The 21,610-nt window shown below is 38.4% G+C and carries 14 protein-coding genes; 11 read left to right on the plus strand and 3 right to left on the minus strand.

Features of this window, described 5'->3' with window-relative positions; translation table 11 throughout:
* The first annotated feature begins 1 nt into the window (after position 1).
* Together DSM03_RS09500 and DSM03_RS09505 are read left to right on the plus strand one after the other, a co-directional pair.
* Positions 2-1,144 (plus strand): aminotransferase class I/II-fold pyridoxal phosphate-dependent enzyme, encoded by a 1,143-nt coding sequence (locus DSM03_RS09500; RefSeq protein WP_128760283.1) that lies wholly within the window; start codon positions 2-4, stop codon positions 1,142-1,144.
* Positions 1,145-1,155: 11 nt separating this feature from the next.
* Complete coding sequence (locus tag DSM03_RS09505) at positions 1,156-2,151, plus strand: polysaccharide biosynthesis protein (RefSeq protein ID WP_161567061.1); 996 nt, start codon at positions 1,156-1,158, stop codon at positions 2,149-2,151.
* On the opposite strand, the gene DSM03_RS09510 is transcribed toward DSM03_RS09505, so the two are convergent.
* On the minus strand, positions 2,148-2,888 hold the full coding sequence (locus DSM03_RS09510; protein WP_128760285.1) for a tyrosine-protein phosphatase: 741 nt from the start codon (positions 2,886-2,888) through the stop codon (positions 2,148-2,150). The two genes, DSM03_RS09505 and DSM03_RS09510, sit on opposite strands and share 4 nt — an antisense overlap.
* 106 nt (positions 2,889-2,994) lie before the next feature.
* Here DSM03_RS09510 and DSM03_RS09515 point away from each other — a divergent pair, with 106 nt between their 5' ends.
* From DSM03_RS09515 to DSM03_RS09550, 8 genes are all read left to right on the plus strand, one after another.
* On the plus strand, positions 2,995-5,820 hold the full coding sequence (locus tag DSM03_RS09515) for a triple tyrosine motif-containing protein (protein ID WP_128760286.1): 2,826 nt from the start codon (positions 2,995-2,997) through the stop codon (positions 5,818-5,820).
* 248 nt (positions 5,821-6,068) lie between these two features.
* Positions 6,069-9,104: a SusC/RagA family TonB-linked outer membrane protein gene (locus DSM03_RS09520; RefSeq protein ID WP_128760287.1), complete on the plus strand. Its 3,036-nt coding sequence runs from the start codon at positions 6,069-6,071 to the stop codon at positions 9,102-9,104.
* Positions 9,105-9,114: 10 nt separating this feature from the next.
* Positions 9,115-10,593: a RagB/SusD family nutrient uptake outer membrane protein gene (locus DSM03_RS09525; protein ID WP_128760288.1), complete on the plus strand. Its 1,479-nt coding sequence runs from the start codon at positions 9,115-9,117 to the stop codon at positions 10,591-10,593.
* Between the two features lie 14 nt (positions 10,594-10,607).
* Positions 10,608-12,728 (plus strand): hypothetical protein, encoded by a 2,121-nt coding sequence (locus tag DSM03_RS09530; RefSeq protein WP_128760289.1) that lies wholly within the window; start codon positions 10,608-10,610, stop codon positions 12,726-12,728.
* Between the two features lie 20 nt (positions 12,729-12,748).
* The gene (locus DSM03_RS09535) at positions 12,749-14,395 is read left to right on the plus strand and encodes a family 16 glycosylhydrolase (protein WP_128760290.1); all 1,647 of its coding nucleotides are present in this window, start codon (positions 12,749-12,751) and stop codon (positions 14,393-14,395) included.
* Between the two features lie 2 nt (positions 14,396-14,397).
* Positions 14,398-16,683, plus strand: coding sequence for a beta-glucosidase BglX (gene bglX, locus DSM03_RS09540; RefSeq protein ID WP_128760291.1), 2,286 nt, complete (start codon positions 14,398-14,400; stop codon positions 16,681-16,683).
* A complete protein-coding gene (locus tag DSM03_RS09545; RefSeq protein WP_128760292.1) occupies positions 16,683-17,444 on the plus strand; it encodes a glycoside hydrolase family 16 protein in 762 nt (253 codons plus the stop codon). Before bglX ends, DSM03_RS09545 begins: the two co-directional genes overlap by 1 nt.
* Before the next feature lie 111 nt (positions 17,445-17,555).
* Entirely contained in the window at positions 17,556-19,112 is a 1,557-nt protein-coding gene (locus tag DSM03_RS09550) for an NAD(P)/FAD-dependent oxidoreductase (RefSeq protein WP_128760293.1), read from the plus strand.
* 58 nt (positions 19,113-19,170) lie between these two features.
* On the opposite strand, the gene DSM03_RS09555 is transcribed toward DSM03_RS09550, so the two are convergent.
* Both DSM03_RS09555 and DSM03_RS09560 read right to left on the minus strand, forming a co-directional pair.
* Positions 19,171-19,383: a hypothetical protein gene (locus tag DSM03_RS09555; protein WP_128760294.1), complete on the minus strand. Its 213-nt coding sequence runs from the start codon at positions 19,381-19,383 to the stop codon at positions 19,171-19,173.
* Positions 19,384-19,521: 138 nt separating this feature from the next.
* Entirely contained in the window at positions 19,522-19,932 is a 411-nt protein-coding gene (locus DSM03_RS09560) for a hypothetical protein (RefSeq protein WP_128760295.1), read from the minus strand.
* Between the two features lie 276 nt (positions 19,933-20,208).
* Here DSM03_RS09560 and DSM03_RS09565 point away from each other — a divergent pair, with 276 nt between their 5' ends.
* The gene (locus tag DSM03_RS09565) at positions 20,209-21,591 is read left to right on the plus strand and encodes a glycoside hydrolase family 28 protein (RefSeq protein WP_128760296.1); all 1,383 of its coding nucleotides are present in this window, start codon (positions 20,209-20,211) and stop codon (positions 21,589-21,591) included.
* Positions 21,592-21,610: the final 19 nt, after the last annotated feature.

Here is a 21,610-nt window from a genome sequence, read left to right on the forward strand (position 1 = left end):
TTTGAAACATAAACCTCATAAAATAGCACTTTCTGCACCACAGCTTGATGCAAACGCAATTGCTGAGGTTACCCGTGCTATTGAGGATAACTGGATCACTGCAGGTGGACCATTTGTTACAGAATTTGAAAATTCATTACAGAAAGCGTTGGGTACAAAACGAGATCTTGTTGCGCTCAACTCTGGTAGTTCAGCTTTACATTTAGCATTGATTCTTGCAGGTGTAAAAGCAGGAGATTCTGTTGTGTGTCAGACGATGACCTATGTTGCAACGGCTAATCCTATTGCTTATTTAGGCGCAAACCCCATTTTTATAGATAGCGAAGCTGAAACCTACAACATGTGTCCTGAGGTTTTAGAAAATACTGTCGAATCATTAATGCAAAAAGGAGATAAGCCTAAGGCTATAATCGTAGTGCATTCTTATGGAATCCCGGCTAAAATTAAGCGTATTGCTCAAGTTACTAAGAAATATCAGATAGCCTTAATAGAAGATGCTGCCGAAGCTTTAGGGAGTAAAGTTGGTGAGCAATTTTGTGGGCTTTTTGGTGATTATGGAATTCTTTCTTTTAATGGAAATAAGCTGATAACCACCGGTGGTGGCGGAGCTCTGATTTGCAAAAACACAGATGACACTACTCAAGCGCGACATTTGGCGAGTCAGGCAAAAATGAATGCTTCTGGTTTTGAGCACGATAATGTGGGTTATAATTATATAATGCCTGGTCTCAATGCGGCTTTGGGGATCGCTCAACTGAAAACATTGCATGAGCGGGTTGCCACAAAGCGGAAAATACATCAATTCTATGCAGCTATTTTTAACGAAATTGATGAGGTGGACTTGTTTGAACCTTTTGATAAGGAGCTGTATTCTAACTACTGGCTGAATGTAATTCGGTTTAAAGAATCGTCACTGAAGAGTCCCGAAGGACTCCGTATTTATTTTGAAAAGCGAGCAATTGAATCCCGGTTTTTATGGAAACCCTTACACCTTCAGGGAATTTATACCCATCAGAAATATTTTGGGAATGCTACGGCCGAAGAGTTTTGGAAACGAAGTCTGTGCTTGCCATCAGGAACCGGAATGACAGTTGATGAGCTTGATAGAATCAAAGATGCCCTAATTGCTTATTTTTCAGATTAATGAAGAGCAACATGATAGATTTAAGTTCAGAGGTGATTTTAGTTACGGGAGCAGCCGGAAGCATCGGTCGCGAGTTAGTATTCAATTTCGCTTCTAAAAACCCCAAACATCTTATTCTGGTTGATATTTCAGAAACTGGGTTATCCAACCTGATTAAAGAACTTCAAATCAATTATCCCAAGTTGAACTTCGTTTATTTTACAGAAAGTATCTGTAATTCAGCTTTTATTGATTTTCTGTTTCAGAAACACAAAATCACATCCGTATTTCATGCGGCAGCTTACAAACACGTTTCTTTAATGGAACATAATATTTGTGCTGCGATTACAACCAATATTTATGGAGCAAAGCTGTTAATAGATAGCGCAACGACCGCTGGTGTAAAACGTTTCATTTCTATTTCTACCGATAAAGCCGTAGAGCCGGTAAGCGTGATGGGACGAACTAAAAAAGTTGTAGAAGATTATTTAGTATTGAAAAAACAAGAAGGTTCGCTGCTTCAAATTTGCACATTGAGATTGTGCAATGTTTACGGTTCATCTGGTTCTGTAGTTCCTGTCTTTAAAAATCGGATAGCGTTAAATCTACCGCTTGAAATTAAAGGTCAAAACGTAAAACGTGCGTTCATACCTGTTCAAGAAATTAATGACATAACAGACTGGCTTCTAGCTCAAAAAGATTGCAGCGGAATATTCATTCCGAAAAACCCTAAGGTTTTCACCATACTTGAAATAGCTCAGCAGGTGATTCGAGATTTTAAAAATATTTTACCAGAAGAATACCCAATACAATTTATTGACTTACCAAAGTCTGAAAAACAAGAAGAATCCTTAAAAAACACTTCAGAGAACATCATTCGAATAGAAGGTTCCCCTCTTGTTCAATTAAGAAATATGAAACAGCGGCATTTTAATCTAGAACTGTTAGAAAGGTGTTTTTTTGCGGCAAAATCCTATGATGAACAAGAAGCCTTAAAATCGCTCAATAACTTATGTATTGAGGATTAGAAGCTAAATGTAGCCGTTGTATTACTAATTATTTTTTCGATTGCTTGTTCATACTTTCCGGCAAATTTTACCTTTTTCAGATTTTCTATGTGTCGCATATGATGCGTGTCTGTACCTATAAAATTATACATATTTTCAGCTAAAAGGCGTAGTGCGATTTTTGCGATTCCGGGTCCGTAATAGCCGCTAATAGAAAGTGCATTTAATTGAAACTTGCAGATGCTTTTCAATTCAGTAAACGTATCATATTTAGCGTGATAAAACGCATAACGCTCCGGGTGTGCCAAAACCGGTGTAAAGCCGGCGTTACCTACTTTAAATAAGATCTCTCTAAGATTAACAGGAGGTTGCAGGTAAGACATTTCAACCAAGACGTAGTTGTCTTTAAGTGGTAGAATTTGCTTGCTGTCCAATAGATCTACCAGTCCGGAATCCATCATATATTCAGAAGATGATCTTATTTTAAAATCCTGGTGACCATTTTCAGTTAAAAAGGACTTTAGATTGTGTTCTGCTGCCAAGATAGTTTCTGGAGTATTGGCATAAAAATCACTCATTGTATGCGGGGTGCAGATCAAATCTGTAATGCCAAATTCTTTGAAGCCAGCCAGTAGTTTTAAAGAATCCTCTGGAGTTTTTGCACCATCGTCGATTCCGGGTAGTATATGATTGTGAATATCTGTAAATTCACCAAGCTTACTGACTAAGAATTTCTTTGAGCTGAAAATTGAGAACATTGGGTTTTAATTTTTTGCAAAATTAAGCATTCTAAATCGTATGCCTAGCATTTTATATATAAGGTACTGTTATACTATTAAAGCTAATTGAGTAAATTGCTCATCTATGCTTAGTTTTTTAAGAAATCTGCAATTATTTTTTGGTTTAATACTAGCTTTTGTTGCTGTAGAATTGTCTGCTCAGGAGCTTCCTCCTGTTCTCAATTTCACACCAGAAGATTATGCTGCAGAAAATCAGAATTGGGCCGTGGCTCAGGGCGATCAGGATTTTATATATGTAGCAAACAATTCCGGATTATTAGAATATGACGGTGCAAAATGGAGACTTTATAAGTCACCAAACAATACCATTTTAAGATCTGTTACTGTTGTAGACGATCGTGTTTACACCGGTAATTATATGGAATTTGGTTATTGGCAACATACCAACACCGGTTTACTCGAATATACTTCCCTGAGTAAGTCTTTAGAAACTTCGCTGATAGAAGACGAACAGTTTTGGAATATTTTGGCGATTGATGATTTGATTTTATTTCAATCTTTAAATCGCATTTATAGCTTTAACAGTACAACACAAGAATTTGAGATTTTTGATTCAGAATCTTCTATTACACAATCTTTTTCAGTTGATAGATCTGTTTATTTTCAGCAGGAAGGGTTGGGCTTATTCCAATTGCAGAACGGCAGTGCGATATTGATTTCAGAATCGCAGACCTTTTTAGATAACCTTGTAGTTTCTTTTTTTAAGAAAAATGAGAATTATATAGTCGTAACTCAAAAAAATGGCATATTTCAGCTGGGGGTTGGCAATCCCATTATCTGGAATCAGAACACCACAAATTATCTTTCAGATAAAACTATATATACGGCCAAAAAGCTTACCGACGGTTCGGTCCTGCTGGGTACGATCTCAAGCGGATTGATTCACCTTTCTTCTGAAGGTGATATAATTTACGGGATTGACCAGAATTTGGGCTTGGGAAACAATACGGTGCTAAGCATTTTTGAAGATAAAGATGCTCACGTCTGGTTGGGTCTAGATAATGGAATAAGCGTTATCAACACTAATACAGCATTTAAAGTTTATACCGATAATGTAGGTAAATTAGGTTCGGTATACGCAGCTGCCAAACATAAAGGTTATAGTTATTTAGGGACGAATCAAGGACTGTTTTATAAAAAGAATGATGTTTCAAATGCTAGATATGCCTTAATTCCTGAAACTAAAGGACAAGTGTGGAATTTGAATACTTTAGGAAATGACCTGTTATGTGGACACCACGAGGGGACCTTTATAGTACATGCTGACCGAGTAGAAAAGATTGCAGATACACCCGGAACCTGGAAAATACAATTGCTTGATACCTCTAAGAATTTGGCTATTCAGGGCAATTATAATGGCTTGTACATCCTTGAGAAGTTTAATTCTAAATGGCACGTGCGAAATAAACTAACGGGTTTTGATATTTCCAGTCGCTATTTTGGTATTGCAGCAAATCAAACTATTTATGTAAATCACGAATATAAAGGGGTCTTTAAACTGAAAGCCAATGTAAATTATACAGAGATCTTAAATTATGATTTGGTTGAAAAACTTCCTAAGGGAGCCAAGTCAAGTTTAATAAGTTATCAAGATAAATTACTTTACGCCTTTGAAGACGGAATTTATGTTTTAAAAGAGGGTGCAGAAAGCTTTGTAAAGGATACGGTACTCAGTAATGGCTTTTTAGATACAGCTAAATATACCTCCGGAAAATTAACTTATGATGGCATTAATGATAAACTGTGGGCTTTTAACGCACAGGAGATCATGTATTTTGAACCCGGGATACTTGCTGATGAATTAAAGGTACGGCGTATTGCCTTGCCTTCTAAGACGAGAAAAGATATTTCTGGATTTGAGAACATTACAGATTTTGGTGATGACACCTATCTTTTTGGTAATGCAACCGGCTATATTCTCTTTGATCTTAAAAAGTTAGATTTTAAACCTTACACCATAACTCTAAGAACGATTCAGAATAAATCGCGTAAGAAGGAACAGAATTTTGTAGCACTAGCAACTGCTGAACCTTTTAACTATAAAAATAATTCCTTCGTTTTTGATTATAGCGTAGCAGAATATGATAAGTTTCGGTCTGTGGTTTATCAATACCGTTTAGACGGAATGTATGAGGAATGGTCTAGTTGGTCAACGGTTTCTCAAGCTACTTTTGAGAATTTGCCTCCGGGTGATTATGAGTTCAACGTACGGGCACGTATTGGTGATCAGATTTCAGAAAATACCGCTTCGTATCCATTCAGTATAGCAAGACCCTGGTATTTATCTGTTGTAGCGATCGTGATTTACATTGTGTTGCTGATAGCATTATTTATCGCGATACAGATCTATAACAGGAAACATTATCGCAAGCAGAAAGAAACACTTATTGAGACCAATCAGAGAAAACTGGAATTGGCCAACTATGAAAGTGAACGGAAAATCATGAGGCTTCAAAATGAAAAGCTCCAACAAGATGTAGAAAGTAAAAACAGAGAGCTGGCAGCTTCTACGATGAATATTGTAAAAAAGAACGAGTTGCTGAATGCTATTAAAAAAGAATTGAAAGCAGATTCACAAGAGGAAGAATTAAAATCAGTTATCAAGATCATCGATAAAAACCTAAATCCTAAAAAGGATTGGGAATTCTTTAAAGAAGCGTTTAACAATGCAGACAAAGATTTCCTAAAAAAAATTAAAGAACTTCATCCCAAGCTTACTCCAAATGATTTAAAACTTTGTGCATACCTAAGGTTGAATCTTTCTTCTAAAGAAATTGCGCCATTATTAAATATTTCGGTTAGAAGTGTAGAGATCAAAAGATATCGTTTGCGCAAAAAAATGGAGTTGGAGCACGAAGAGGGGCTTGTAGAATATGTTTTAAGTGTCTAACTCACCTCATCAATTCTTAAAATCACCTATACATTACCTATACGAAAACGTTAGTAGTTTTGTTTTTAGGTGTTTATAGCCTTTACATTTTAAATTTTAACGTTTGTTCAAAAGCCTTATAACGCAAGCGTTTTCGTTAAGTTCCTATTGTAATATATAGGACATTTTAGATTGTATGTTTTTTGTTGAGGTGGGTTTTTATTCTTCAGTAAAAGTTAGGTTTAGCTTTGATTTCCAAAATATAATTTATGAAATCAATATTATCCTTGATCTTATTCGGGTTGCTCAGTACCGGGATTTTTAGTCAGACGGGCAATGCTATTCGCGTGACGGGTACGGTGACAGATATGTCAGGAATGCCCCTTCCGGGAGTAAACGTAATAGTAAAAGGTACCAGTACGGGTACCAGTACAGATTTTGACGGTTTATTTACAGTAGATGTCCCGCCTCAAAGTACACTTGTTTTTTCATTCTTGGGTTTTCAAACTCAGGAGACTGTTGTTACAAGCGCTACGGATCTGTCAATTCAGATGACAGAAGATGCGAGCACACTCGACGAAGTTGTTGTTGTGGGTTATGGTACTCAAACGAAGAAAGAAATAACAGGTGCGGTTAGTGTTGTAAGTTCAGAGACTATTGAAAATCAGAATCCCGTCCGTGTAGAACAAGCTTTACAAGGTAGAGTTGCCGGTGTGAATATCAGTTCAAATTCGGGTTCTCCGGGTAGTGCTTCAACAATCTCCATTCGTGGTATTTCCACTAATGGAGACAACAGACCATTAATTCTTGTTGATGGTGCTGTAATCGAAGATTTAAGTGTCATCAATCCTAATGACATTGAAAGCATCAACGTTTTAAAAGATGCTACCGCTGGTATTTATGGTGTGCGTGCTGCAAATGGTGTTATTCTTATTACAACGAAGGGTGGTCGTAAAAATACCGATTTGCGTGTTGATGTAGACTCTTATATAGGACTGCAAGAGACTACACGTAAGCTTCCGGTTTTAAATGCTACGGAATATGGAGCGATAATCAACGAAGCTTATGTAGCAGGAAACCAGGCTCCGCCTTTTCCTAATTTGGCAAGTTTAGGTCAGGGAACTAACTGGCAAGATGAGGTTTTTAGACAAGCTTTATTATCTGATGTAAATGCAACGGTTTACGGAGGAGGTGAAAAATCTGCATATTCTGTTGGAGCCGGTTATTTAGATCAGGACGGTATTGTAGGTGGCGGCGCTGTAAACTTCAACCGTTTAACAGGTAGAGGCAGCTATAAATTAGATATTTTAGAAAATTTAAAACTTTCTACAACGGCGATCTATACGCATTCTAATCGTAAAACGCTTTCTGAGAATGCATTAGGTTCTGTTTTGTTTAACGCCGTTAATATGGCACCTACATTTAATGTACGGGATGCCAATGGTGATTTTACCATCGCAGATGGTTTAGGGAACGAAGTAATTAACTCTATTGCACAAATAGCAAATACATTTAATAATAATGAAGTAGATAAGATCACTGGTACAGTTGGACTTTCTTATAATTTTTGGGATCATTTTACTGTAGAATCCCGCTATCAGTTTAACTATTCAGAAGTTCGTGGTCGTAGCTTTTTACCGGCAGGATTGAATTTTGGTGACGGAAAAGTATTTAACAACTTAGGTGTTAATCAATATTTTGTAAATGATAGTTTTTTTAGAGATTATACGTTTGATAACTTTTTAACCTATAAAAATACGTTTGCTGACGATCACAATCTTACTGTTTTGTTGGGTATGTCTGCATTTAAAACCAGTGGAGAGTTTTACAACTTCACAGGGCGTGATGTTCCTGGGAATACGTTTGCTGAAGCCAGCTTAGAAGGAGCAGGAGAAGTTATTGATGCTCGGGATATTAGTGGTCCAAATGAATTTGACCAACGCTTGCTTTCTTATTTTACACGCGTTCAATACAATTATAAAGAACGTTATTTGCTTTCTGCTGTTGTGCGTCGTGACGGTTCTTCAAATTTTGGACCAGAGAATAAATTCGGATATTTTCCGTCAGCATCTATCGGTTGGGTATTGAGCGATGAACCATTCTACGGAAGTAATGATATTTTAAACTTCTTAAAAATGAGAGCCAGTTACGGTATTCTGGGTAATGACCGTATTGGAGCATTTGGATACATTTCAACCTTAAATGCTGAAGGTACATACGTTTTTGATAACGAATTGGTAAACGGTGTTGCTGCAGGGCAACTTTCTAACCCAGAAATTAAATGGGAACGTCAAAAGACTTTTGATGTAGGTTTTGATTCGCGTCTGTTTAACAATAAAATTGATCTTACTGTAGATTATTTCAAACGCCGTACTGACGATTTATTACTGGTGCCTCAAGTGTCTGGAATTCTGGGCGTTTATGCACCGGGAGCAGGAGCACCTATTGTTAATGCAGGAAGCGTAGAGAATAGCGGTTTTGAATTTTCGATCTCTTATGATGAATATATAAGTGATGATGCTAGTTTCAATCTAAGCTACAATTTTACAACACTTAAAAATGAAGTGCTTGCTGTAGGTAATGAAAGCGGATTTATTCCCGGAGGTGGTTTTGGTTTTGGTCAGGAACCTCCTGCACGTATGGAAGCAGGTTTCCCTATAGGATATTTTTACGGCTTACAAACTAATGGAATCTTTCAGTCTCAGGCCGAAGTTGATGCACATGCAACACAAGCAGATGCAACATTGGGCGACTTAAGATATGTAGATCAAAACAATGACGGAGTGATTGATGGTGATGACCGTATCAATATAGGTGATCCTATTCCAGATGTTACAATGGGACTTAATTTAGGTTTCAACTATAAGAATTTTGATTTTACGGCCTACGCTTTTGCTTCCATAGGTAATGACATTGTACGTTCATACGATCGTAATCAGAATTTGACCAATAAAACTAATTATGTACTAGACCGTTGGACAGGTCCGGGATCTACAAATACCTATCCTCGAGTTACCGTTGGTCCTAACTCTAACTTACTATTTTCAGACTTTTATGTTGAAGACGGGTCATATTTAAGACTTCAAAATGTGCAGTTAGGCTATAGTTTAGGTAGTGACGTTTTAGAGCAGTTAGGGATTAGAAAACTACGTTTTTATATAGCTGTAACTAATGCGTTTACACTTTCAGAATATAATGGATACGATCCTTCTGCGTCGTCTGGTGCACCAATAGGTGGTGGTATTGACCAGGGTTTCTATCCGGTGCCCAGAACCTATACAGCAGGAATGAACTTCAAATTTTAACAGAAGAGCGATGAAAAAAACAAAACTATATTTAGGGTTTATTACAATACTAGCTTCAGCAGTATTTGTGGCTTGCGGCGATGACTTTGTTGAAGTTGACCCTATAAACGAAAATTCTGAAGACTTTTTTAACTCTGAAGAAGATTATCAGGAAGCATTAGTAGGAGCTTATGATTTATTGCAAGCGACCTATCTCAATGTGATGGTTGGTGAGATAGCTTCTGATAATACATTAGCCGGTGGCGAAAGCGCTACAGATACTCCGGGAATTCAACAGATTGATAATATGACCCATACTCCGGTAAATCAGCAGTTGCGTGATATTTGGGGATGGATGTTTGCGGGTGTTAATCGTGCAAATTATATATTAGAATTTCAGGATAAAACTGATTTCTCTGGAAAAGATCAGGTAATAGCTCAGGCACGTTTTTTAAGAGCTTATTTCTATTTTGAACTGGTAAAATGGTTTGGCGATGTGCCTTTAGCAGTAGATCAGCGCTTACTTTTTGGAGATCAATTCAATATAGAGCGCACACCAAAAGCTGAGGTGTATGCACAAATTGAACAAGATCTGATTTTTGCTGCAGAAACACTTCCGGCTACTCAGGCCCAGCAAGGTCGTATAACCAGCGGTGCTGCACGAGCACTTTTGGGTAAGGCTTATTTGTATCAAGATAAATTCACTGAAGCAGCTGATGCTCTAGATCAGGTGATTGCAGGACCTTATGATTTAGTGGATGATTATTCCATCATTTTTGAACAAGAAGGAGAAAACAGTATAGAATCTGTTTTTGAAGTTCAGTATACAGATAAAGAAGGGGCAGGTTTTGGATGTTTACAGTGTAGTGAAGGTAATGTAGCTGTAGGTTTTAACGGAATCAGAAATTACTCAGGACCTCTTTTTGATAGTGGTTTTAGTTTTAATGTTCCTGTTCAGGCGGCGTATGATGCTTTTGAACCGGGTGATTCACGTAGAGATATCGCTATTCTTAATATAGAAGAATTTGCAGCAGCTAATGGAGCCACTTATAATGAAGGTTTTGAGCATACTGGCTTTTATAACAGAAAATATATCGCCCGTAAAGGAGATGCGAACTTAGGTGATGCAAACCTAACCAACCCTAACAACTACCGATCTATACGTTTTGCTGATGTATTGCTTATGGCAGCAGAAGCACATAACCGTAAGGCAAATCCTAATGATGGATTAGCACAGCAATATTTAAACCGTGTACGCAGAAGAGCTTTTGGTGATACCGATCACGATATCACTGCTTCAGGAGCTGCCTTAACAGATTTTATATATGCAGAAAGAAGACTCGAATTGGTAGGTGAAGGACATCGCTTTTTTGATTTAGTTCGTACCGGCAGAGCAGCACAAAATATAGACGGTTTTACGTCAAATAAAAATGAAGTTTTCCCGATTCCTGCAATAGAAATTGAACTTGCCGGAAACCGTTGGGAACAAAATCAGGGATACACTAATTAATACACTACGATACGATGAAAATTTTAAAATTACTAGTAGCATTTTTAGCGGTAGTTACTGTTTTTACAGGTTGTGAAAATGATGTGATTACAAATTATGCTTTTCAGGATATTTCTGCTCCTACAGGAGTAACTGCAAATTTTGGCATTACACAAGATGACACAGGTGTAGTAACTATTACACCGGTAGGTGAGGGGGCTTCAACCTTTACTATCTATTTTGGAGTAGAAGGTTCGGAGCCTGAAACCATTAATGCAGGTGAAACTGCTTCTTATACCTATACAGAAGGAGCGTATTTAATACGTATTGTAGCAACAGGTTCTACAGGGTTGACTAGCGAGTTTAACCAGGTTGTGAAGGTTTCGTTTACAGCACCAGAGAACCTTTCTTTTGAAACTGTGGTTAGTGGTTTGACTGCGGTAGTAACACCTACAGCAGATAATGCAACGATGTTTGATGTGTATTTTGGAGCTAACGATGATGAAGAGCCAGTTACAGTTATGGCTGATGCATCTGCAGAATTTACTTATGCAGAACCGGGAGAATATAGCGTTCGTGTAGTAGCAAAAGGTGCAAGTGTAAATACTATAGAATTGACAAAAGTAGTAACCATTACTGGTGCTGTAGATCCTATCGTATTGCCTATTACTTTTGATGACCCAACAGTAAATTATGCTTTCGGTACTTTTAATGGAGCATCTTTTGAAGTGGTTACAAATCCAGATCTTTCAGGAGCTAATATGACCGAATCTAACGTAGGAGCGATTACAAATTCTGGTGCACAATATGAAGGTGGGGCATTTACATTAGGTACTCCGGTAGACTTTAGTGGGGCTAATAAAACCATCACGATGAAATTCTGGTCTAATGTAGAGGTGCCAGTATTATTAAAGTTTGAAGGCGGAGTAGATGGCGAGCGTCAGAACGAAATCACCAAAACACACAGCGGTTCTGGTTGGGAAACCTTAACTTTTGATTTTGCAACTGAAGCTGTTAAAAGTTATATCGACGGAAACCAGGGTGTTGGCGAGCCTTTTGTGCCAACAGGGCAGTATGCAACGATGGTTATTTTTGTTGATGGTCCCGGAACCACAGCAGGAACATTTTATGTTGATGATATAGAGCAGACAGGTGGCGCTACAGAACCCTTGATGGCTGCAACTGCTCCGACTGCAGCAGAAGCTGATGTGCTTTCGGTTTTCAGTGATTCGTATACAGATCCGGCATCGGTGAATTATTTTCCAAACTGGGGGCAATCAACAACATACGAGCAAGTTGATCTTAATGGAAATGCGGCAATTAAATATGGAAATGCAAACTATCAGGGAATAGATCTTGGAGGTGAATTTGACGCTTCCGCATATGAATTTGTGCATATTGATGTATGGTCAGCAGATTATACAACCATCCCATTTTTTATAATTGATACTTCAGGAGAAACCCCAGTTAACTTAGAAGTTACTGCAGGAGAATGGACCAGTATAGATATTCCACTTTCAGCATTTACAGATCAGGGAATTTCAGTTAATAGTGTTTTTCAATTTAAGTTTGATGTACAGCCGGATAACGGAGGTACTTTTTATATAGATAACTTGTACTTCTACAATGCGAGTGCTTCAGTAGCAGATAGCCCGCAAGCAGCTGCACCGACACCTGCTTTTGATGCTGCTAATGTAATTTCATTATTTAGTGATGCGTATTCAGATGTAAATATGGCAACGTGGAGGACAGATTGGTCTTCGGCTGTGCTTGAAGCTATTTCTGTAGCAGGTGATGCTGTAAAAAAATATTCAGAATTAAATTTTGTAGGAGCAGAACCGGTTTCTCAAATTGATGCTAGTGGGATGACCCATTTTAGTACAGATGTTTGGACGGGAGATGCTACGCAAATCAGGATCAAATTGGTTGATTTTGGAGCTGACGGAACCTTTGAAGGTGGCGATGACAGCGAGCACGAGATTGTTCTGAATTTTGATAACGGAGATTTCATCCGCAACAGCTGGGTTACTTTAGACATTCCACTAGCAGACTTTACAGGACTTACTTCGCAGTCTAATATTGCTCAATTGATTTATTCTGGTGGTCCTGCCGGAGAAACAACAGTTTATGTTGATAATGTATACTTCCATAACTAGGAATTAAATAGTAAGATATTATGAGAAAGATAATTCAAATAGCATCCTATTGCTTTATACTGTTTACAGTATTAAGTTGTCAGGATGATGACAATACATTAGAGCAAATACAGGTTCCTCAGAACTTAGAAGTTGCTATAGATGTGACTGATGATGGCTCGGGTAATGTGACATTTACTGCTTCTGCAGATAACGCAGTTACGTATCGCTTTTCATTTCCTGATGGATCAACAGCGGTTGCTCCAAGCGGAGTGTACACTAAACGTTTTACAAAGACAGGATTAAATACGTATCAGGTTACTGTATTGGCTTACGGGCAAGCTGGTGTAAGTAGTTCTAGATTGATCGAAGTTACGGTTGAAAGTGATTTTTCAGATCCTGATGCTATTCAATTATTAACGGGTGGTAGTTCTAAAACATGGTATTGGGCGGCAGATGTACCCAATCATCTGGGTGTAGGACCTAATAATGATGATCCTACTCAAAATTATTTCTGGGCATTCTTTTCATTTACAGAGCCCTTTGCATTAGCAGATATTCCTGCAGCGACATGCGCTTATGATGATGAGTTTATTTTTAGTACTTCTAATGGTGAAAATCTAACTTATGAGTACGATAATAAAGGAGCATCTTTTTTCAATAGATCTTATGCAAGCGTCGTAGGTGGACAATCTCCAGATGATAGCTGTTATGAGTTTGATACTTCAGGAGAGAAAGCGGTTACATTAGCTCCATCTGAATCTGTTGTTGCGGCAGAGCGCAAGCGCGGTACGGTAATGACACTTGGTGATGATGGTTTTGTGGGGTATTATATTGGGACTAATGAATATGAAATAATGTCTCTTACCGAAAATCGTATGCTTTTACGAGCTGTTCAGGGTAATGATCAAGGATTAGCCTGGTATGTGATTTTAACATCAGAAAAACCAGTACAGGGTTCTGGACCACAAGTCGAAGACGATGATTTTTCTAATCTTGTTTGGTCAGATGAGTTTGATACTAATGGAGCACCTGATCCTTCTAATTGGACGTATGACCTTGGTAACGGTCAAGTAGGCTGGGGTAATAACGAATTGCAGTATTATACAGACCGACCTGAAAATGTTATTGTAGAGGATGGATTCTTGAAAATTACTGCTCTGCGCGAAGCTTTTAGCGGATTTGATTTTACTTCAGCACGCTTAAAGTCAGAAGGTTTACAGGAGTTTACTTATGGTCGTTTTGAGATCAGAGCGAAGTTACCTCAGGGAGTAGGTACGTGGCCAGCAATCTGGATGTTGGGTGCAGATTATCAAACTAATCCTTGGCCGGGAACCGGTGAGATTGATATTATGGAGCATGTGGGTCGCAATCAGAATGAGGTACTTTCTACCTTACATTTTCCGGGCAATTCGGGTGCAAATGGTATTTCTGAAGAAACAACAGTAGCTACGGCATCGGCTGAGTTCCATGTCTATACAGCAGAATGGACCGAAACACAAATTCGTTTTTATGTAGACGATGAGGTTTACCACATTTTTGAAAATAACGACAGTACACCTTTCAATAAAGATTTCTTTATGATTCTCAATGTTGCTATGGGCGGAAATCTGGGTGGAGATGTTGAAGCTTCTTTTCAAGAATCTGCGATGGAAGTAGATTATGTACGGGTTTATCAAAGGGATTAATCATGAAAATTAAATATTTAAAAGTAGCGGCATTTCTCTTGTTTGTACCCGTTTTTCAAATAACGGCGCAAACAAAAGGGATTAATAATTTAGATCCGGTTGTAGAGCATAAAATCGATTCGATTCTAGAGTTGATGACCCTAAAGGAAAAAGTTGGTCAAATGGTGCAATACAACGGTAGCTTTGATGTTACCGGGGCTCCGTCTGATATTGATTCTAAAACCAAATTAGAAAAGCTAAAGAATGGCGAGGTAGGCTCTATGCTTAATGTGCTTACTGCTGAAGCAACACGAGAAGCTCAAAAAGTGGTGATGGAGCATTCTCGTTTGAAGATTCCGTTGCTTTTTGGTTATGATGTGATTCACGGGTATAAAACCATGTTTCCGGTACCATTAGGTGAGAGCGCGAGTTGGGATCTTGAAGCCATGGAATTGAGTGCGAGTATAGCGGCAAAAGAAACCGCTGCATCCGGAGTACACTGGACGTTCGCACCTATGATAGATGTTTCTCGCGATGCGCGTTGGGGCCGTATTATGGAGGGTGCCGGTGAAGATCCGTATTTAAATAGTGTGATTGGCGTTGCACGTATAAACGGTTTTCAAGGAGGTGATCTTGCTGATATTGCTACGATCGCAGCCTGTGCTAAACATTTTGCCGGTTATGGTTTTGCCGAAGCAGGTAGAGATTACAATACCGTTAATGTGGGAGAATCTGAACTGCACAATGCGATACTAATGCCGTTTAAAGCTGCTTCTGAAGCAGGTGTAGCGACATTTATGAATAGTTTTAACGAGATTGATGGTGTGCCCTCAACAGCATCTAATTATCTGCAACGAGACATCTTAAAAGGTGATTGGAATTATAAAGGGTTTATGGTTTCAGACTGGGGATCTATCGCTGAGTTAATCTCGCACGGTTACGCTAAAGATAAAATGCAGGCAGGTGAGTTAGCAGTTGTTGCCGGTAGTGATATGGATATGGAAGGTCGCGTCTATGAGGAAGCTTTAGAACCTCTAGTGTCTCAAAACAAAATTGATGAAGCTATATTGGATGATGCGGTACGTAGAATTTTACGCGTAAAATACCATTTAGGTTTGTTTGAAGATCCTTATAAATACAGTGATGCGCAACGGGAAGAAGAGGTTTTACTCGCAAAAGAACACCTTGAGGCAGCAAGAGCTATCGCTCGTAAATCTATTGTATTGTTGAAGAATGAAAACGGAGTTTTACCTTTAACGAAAAGTTTAAATAGTATCGCTGTTATCGGTCCGTTAGCAGCTGATACCGATTCACCTTTAGGGAACTGGCGTGCACAGGCTGATAAGAATTCAGCGGTTTCTGTTTTAGAAGGAATTAAGAATGCGGTGGATAAAACAACCCAAATTAATTATGCCAAAGGAGCTGATTTAGGGATGGGTGAGCGCAGCTTTCTAATGCCTTTAAAAATTAATGATACGGATACATCTGGTTTTACTGAAGCCGTAGCAGCTGCTGAAAATTCAGAAGTTGTGGTTATGGTTTTAGGAGAAGATGCTTTCCAAACCGGTGAAGGCCGCAGTCAAACCGGTATTCAGTTACGTGGAGTTCAGCAAGAACTGCTTGATGCAATTTTTGAAGTTAATGACAATATTGTTTTAGTTTTAATGAATGGGCGACCTTTAGATTTAAGCAAACCTAACGATCAAGTACCTGCTATTTTAGAAACCTGGTTTTTAGGTTCTGAAGCGGGTAATGCCATTGCAGATGTACTTTTTGGGGATTACAATCCTTCTGGTAAATTACCGGTTTCTTTTCCGCGTAACGTGGGGCAGGAGCCTTTGTATTACAACCAGAAAAATACCGGAAGACCTTCTAGTACTATGGTAACGTATTCTGGCTATCAGGACGGATCACGAGAGGCTTTATTCCCGTTTGGTTATGGATTGAGCTATACCACTTTTGAATATGGAAAGCTTCAGCTGAGTGCTTCTGAATTTTCTGGGGATTCATGGATAGAGCTTTCCGTAAATATCACAAATACCGGTAATGTTGCCGGTAAAGAAACAGTTCAGCTTTACATCCATGATTTAGTTGCCAGCCGCACAAGACCGGTAAAAGAGCTTCGTGATTTCCGTCAGGTTACTTTAGAGCCGGGAGAAACACAAACAGTAAGCTTTACCATTTCGCCTAAAACATTAGCGTTCTATACAGCAAATAAGGTTTGGGAAGCAGAAGCTGGTGAGTTTGATGTGATGATAGGAGGTAATTCGGTTGATTTGCAAAAAGCAACTTTTCAATATAAAAATTAATGAAAAAGCTCTTTTTACTTTGTGCTCTTATGGTGTTATATTCCTGTAAGGCACAACAGCCACAGTTGGTCTGGTCAGATGAGTTTAACGGTAATGAATTAGATCTTACTTCATGGAATTTTGAGTTAGGCGATGGTTGCCCTAATCTTTGCGGTTGGGGAAATAACGAGCGTCAGGTTTATACGAAAGATAACCATAGATTAGAAGACGGCAAGTTGATTATTACCGCAAGAAAAGATGGAGACCAATATACTTCTACGCGTATTACGACACAAGGAAAACATGTGTTTCAATACGGTAGAATGGAAGCTCGTGCAAAACTCGCTATAGGACAAGGAATTTGGCCGGCTTTCTGGATGCTCGGTAGTGATATCAAACAAGTGGGGTGGCCTGCCAGCGGTGAGATTGATATTTTAGAATATGTAGGAAGAGAAGCGGATATGGTATATACCACATTACATGTTCCTGCCGGTCATGGAGATAGTGCTTTTAGTAAAAAAACAACGTTTGAAGCTATTGAAGAAGGCTATCACGTTTATGCAGCAGCATGGTCTCCTGAACAAATTGAATTTTTTGTAGATGATCAATCGGTATTTATTTACAATCCTGAAGATAAAAATAAAGCGGTTTGGCCATTTGATCAGCCTTTCTATTTCATAATCAATATGGCTATTGGGGGAAACTTTGGAGGTCCTGAAGTTGACGATCGTATTTTTCCGCAGGAATTTAGTATTGACTATGTAAGAGTTTACAAGCTGTAAGTCTTGATTTAATTTAGGGATTAATTATTATTTAAAAGGTTCTGTTGGTAAGACAGCGCCTTTTTTGGGTTTCTGCCAAATCTATTTAAATAGCAAGTATATTTGCAGTCTATGAGCATACTTACTTCAATTACCATCAGACCTGAATTACTCGAAGAACGGGATTATATTTTGAAACAGGCTTTAAAAAAAGCCAGAGTAAAACCGAATATGGTTTCAGACTGGCGCATTAGAAAGCGCTCTATAGATGCTCGTAATAAACCGGTAAAATTGCAGTTACAGGTTGAGATTTGGCAAACGGGAGAGAAGCGCAAAAGTCTTAATGCTTTTATTCCTCAAGATGTTTCACAAGCTCCTCAAATTGCAATAATTGGAGCCGGTCCTGCCGGACTTTATGCAGCTTTGCGTGCCATTGAAGCCGGTCTAAAGCCTGTAGTCTTTGAACGAGGAAAAGATGTGCGGGAACGTCGCCGGGACTTGGCCAAAATCAATAAAGATCAAATCGTAAATCCGGAATCTAATTACTGTTTTGGTGAAGGCGGTGCCGGTACCTATTCTGACGGAAAATTGTATACGCGATCTAAAAAGCGCGGTAACGTTTTAAAGGGGCTCGAATGGTTAGTACATTTTGGAGCAGATGAGGATATTTTAGTTGATGCCCACCCACATATAGGTACTAATAAGTTGCCCAAGGTGATTTCTGCAATGCGTGATGCTATACTTGAAGCAGGAGGAGCTGTTCATTTCAATGCTAAACTGACCGATCTCATTATTGAAAATAAAGCCATTAAAGGAATCGTTATTAATCATGCAGATCATTTTGATTTTAATGAAGTCGTGTTGGCTACTGGTCATTCGGCACGTGATATTTTTTACTTGTTGCATGATAAAGGCGTTAAGATTGAAGCAAAACCCTTTGCGCTTGGTGTGCGTATAGAACATCAGCAGGAAGTTATTAACTACATTCAGTACCACGGAGAGACTGACAACCCTTATTTGCCACCAGCTGCATATAGTCTGGTAGAACAGATAGATGGGATGGGGGTATATTCTTTCTGTATGTGTCCCGGTGGAATCATAGCTCCTTGCGCTACAGCTCCCGATGAGGTGGTTACAAACGGTTGGAGCCCGAGTAAGCGTAACAATCCGTATGCAAATTCTGGAATCGTAGTAAGTGTTGAGCCTAAAGATTTACCTGATTACGCACCAGATAACCCTTTTGTAAGTCTTGATTTTCAGAAAGCCGTGGAGCATGCATGTTGGGTTGCTGGAGGTAAGACACAGCAAGTGCCCGCACAGCGTATGACTGATTTTGTAACAGGGAAACTATCTGATGATTTTCCTAAAACTTCTTACCAACCGGGAATTGTAAGTGCAGATCTAAATATAGTTTTGCCAGATTTAATTGCTTCACGGTTGAAAAAAGCATTTGTGATCTTCGGAAAGAAAATGCCGGGCTACCTATCTAAAGATGCTGTTTTACATGCTCCGGAAAGCCGTACTTCTTCACCGGTTTCTATTCCTCGTAATCCTGAGACTTTAGAACATATAGCGATCAGTGGGCTCTATCCTTGTGGAGAAGGGGCAGGTTATGCCGGCGGAATTATGTCTGCAGCTATTGATGGTATCAACTGTGTAGATGCAATAGCTAAAAAGTATATATCCTAAAAAAGCAAAGCCTCGCAAAAGCGAGGCTTTGAATTGAATTTCGTAAGCTTAAGACTTATTATTCAGCTTGAGGAGCAGGTACAGCAGCGCTGTCAACTACAACTTCAGCAGGAGTTTCAACAGGAGCTTCTTCAACAGGAGCCTCTGGAGTTACTTCTTCCATAGAAGTTTCTTCCATTGTCTCTTCAGTTGATTCTTGAGCAGACTCTCTGCAAGAAAAAACAGTAATCATTAAGCTCAAAGCGAAACCAGCTAAAATATTGCGTTTCATAAATAAAGATTTATTGCGTTAAAAATGCGGGCGAATGTACTTCAAATATGAATACGTGCAACACGACTCAGGCTGATTTTTAATATTTTTTAGCTAAAATTTTAAAGGGTGCATAACTGACTTAAAATCAAGTGTTAATTAAGCATAGTATTTTGCCAAAGATGACATTTTTGATGCTAAAGCCTTATTGGCTTCCCCGTTTTCCTGGTCCCCATTTATTTTACTCAATTCTAAAAGAGAATAATTCTCTACTAGTTGTTGAGATATAAATCTTTTAGACTTTTTAAGGTTTGCGATATTTATATTAAGTGCTTGATTAGTTACATCATAAGTCATAGAACTCTTTTTAAAGGGATTCCAGTAGGTTTTAATAAGAATATCTGAATTGGATTTAGAGATCGAGTCCAATAAGATATTTATCTGGTCTCTTTTTTCTTCAGAGAAAATGTCTATTAAATGTTTTTGAAAAAAAGCACTGTGAAGTACCTCGCTCGTTCTTCTGACTGCACTACTGATGAGTGGGTTTTCACCTTTATAAACTAAATTCATGGGCGTAGATTTTTGTTAGTTATTAGTTATTAGTCAGAGAATTCGACTTGTAAAGGGGTTAATTATAAACTTACTTTATTAGATTTTAAGTTATATACGTATTGAAATAAATTAGATATTCTAACATAGAAAAACGATGAACAGTAAATTTTACATTTAAATGACTTGTAAAAATTAAGATTAACTGTTTATAATCACCAAATTGAGCAGGGCGGTGCAGGATGAATAGATTATTGAAACTCATTATTTTTCAATATCATTTTTCAATTTATTTTTATGAAAAACATATTTGCTTTTTTTCTGATTTCCATCTTGCTTATTAATACATCTTGTAAGAAAGAGGTATCCCGATCTCAGGTTCATAACTTAGTTATAGATACTACAACAGTGTTAGCGCCTTTTGGAAATTTTGAAGTTAAAACTCCAGATTTTAGTAATACACCTCAATTTTTAATTACTGATTTTGGTGCAGTTAAAAGTGATAAAATAAAAAACACGCAAGCGATTGCCGCAGCCATAGATTCTGCAAATGCATCAGGGGCGGGTACTGTAGTTATTCCTGAAGGTGAGTGGCTGACTGGAGCGATTCATTTTAAGAGTAATGTAAATCTTCATTTAAAGGAAGGAGCGACGCTTTTATTTTCAGGAGATCCTCAAGATTATCTTCCGGCTGTACTGAGCACCTGGGAAGGTATGGAGTGTTATAATTATTCTCCACTTATTTATGCCTACGATTGTAAAAATGTAGCCATTACCGGTACAGGAATTTTAAAGGCAAAAATGGATATTTGGAAAGTCTGGTTTGCCAGACCTTCCGGTCATATGCAAAACTTAAAACGCTTGTATGAGATGGCTTCAAAAGATATACCTGTAGAAGAGCGGCAAATGGTTAATGATTCAGCTAATTTTAGACCACAGTTTATTCAGTTCAACCGCTGTAAAAATGTATTACTTGAGAATATTTCCATAGAGAACAGTCCATTCTGGGTGATTCATCCGTATTTATCTTCAGATGTGACCATACGTAATGTACATGTATTTGCTCACGGTCATAATAACGATGGTGTAGATCCCGAAATGAGTCAGCGTGTTTTGATTGAAGATTGCGTTTTTGATCAGGGAGACGATGCGATCGCTGTAAAGGCTGGCCGTAACCAAGATGCATGGCGTCTCAATACACCGGTTAAAGATGTAGTCATTCGTAATTGTATGGTTAAAAACGGTCATCAACTTCTTGCGATAGGTAGCGAACTGTCAGGCGGTGTGGAAAATGTGTATATGGAAAATTGCGAGGTAGCGCCTAATGCAAAGTTGAATCATTTACTTTTTATCAAGACTAATGAACGCCGCGGAGGATATGTAAAAAATATCTTCATGGAGAATATAAAGGCCGGTCGTATAGATAAAGGTGTTTTAGGAATTGAAACAGATGTGTTGTATCAATGGAGAGATCTGGTGCCTACTAATGAACGCAGATTGACACCCATTGAAGATGTTTTTATGAATAAGGTCACCGCAACTCATGTTGATTTTATATCTCGAATTTTAGGAGATGCTGAAAAGCCCATTAAAAACATTGAGCTAAAAAACATAAAGGTAGATACTATACGAGATCAGGAACTGATTCACGAAAATGTTTCCGGATTTACCCGTAGCTAGTCTTGGGCAGTTTATATTG

This window comes from Leeuwenhoekiella aestuarii (genome assembly GCF_004104055.1).
Classification (GTDB): Bacteria; Bacteroidota; Bacteroidia; order Flavobacteriales; family Flavobacteriaceae; genus Leeuwenhoekiella; species Leeuwenhoekiella aestuarii.

Excerpts from the sequence above, each read along its gene's own strand:
- DSM03_RS09515 (WP_128760286.1), top strand. The coding sequence starts at position 2,995 with ATGCTTAGTTTTTTAAGAAATCTGCAATTATTTTTTGGTTTAATACTA.
- DSM03_RS09545 (WP_128760292.1), top strand. The coding sequence starts at position 16,683 with ATGAAAAAGCTCTTTTTACTTTGTGCTCTTATGGTGTTATATTCCTGT.
- DSM03_RS09530 (WP_128760289.1), top strand. The coding sequence starts at position 10,608 with ATGAAAATTTTAAAATTACTAGTAGCATTTTTAGCGGTAGTTACTGTT.
- DSM03_RS09520 (WP_128760287.1), top strand. The coding sequence starts at position 6,069 with ATGAAATCAATATTATCCTTGATCTTATTCGGGTTGCTCAGTACCGGG.
- DSM03_RS09565 (WP_128760296.1), top strand. The coding sequence starts at position 20,209 with ATGAAAAACATATTTGCTTTTTTTCTGATTTCCATCTTGCTTATTAAT.
- bglX (WP_128760291.1), top strand. The coding sequence starts at position 14,398 with ATGAAAATTAAATATTTAAAAGTAGCGGCATTTCTCTTGTTTGTACCC.
- DSM03_RS09550 (WP_128760293.1), top strand. The coding sequence starts at position 17,556 with ATGAGCATACTTACTTCAATTACCATCAGACCTGAATTACTCGAAGAA.
- DSM03_RS09555 (WP_128760294.1), bottom strand. The coding sequence starts at position 19,383 with ATGAAACGCAATATTTTAGCTGGTTTCGCTTTGAGCTTAATGATTACT.
- DSM03_RS09510 (WP_128760285.1), bottom strand. The coding sequence starts at position 2,888 with ATGTTCTCAATTTTCAGCTCAAAGAAATTCTTAGTCAGTAAGCTTGGT.
- DSM03_RS09505 (WP_161567061.1), top strand. The coding sequence starts at position 1,156 with ATGATAGATTTAAGTTCAGAGGTGATTTTAGTTACGGGAGCAGCCGGA.
- DSM03_RS09560 (WP_128760295.1), bottom strand. The coding sequence starts at position 19,932 with ATGAATTTAGTTTATAAAGGTGAAAACCCACTCATCAGTAGTGCAGTC.
- DSM03_RS09525 (WP_128760288.1), top strand. The coding sequence starts at position 9,115 with ATGAAAAAAACAAAACTATATTTAGGGTTTATTACAATACTAGCTTCA.
- DSM03_RS09535 (WP_128760290.1), top strand. The coding sequence starts at position 12,749 with ATGAGAAAGATAATTCAAATAGCATCCTATTGCTTTATACTGTTTACA.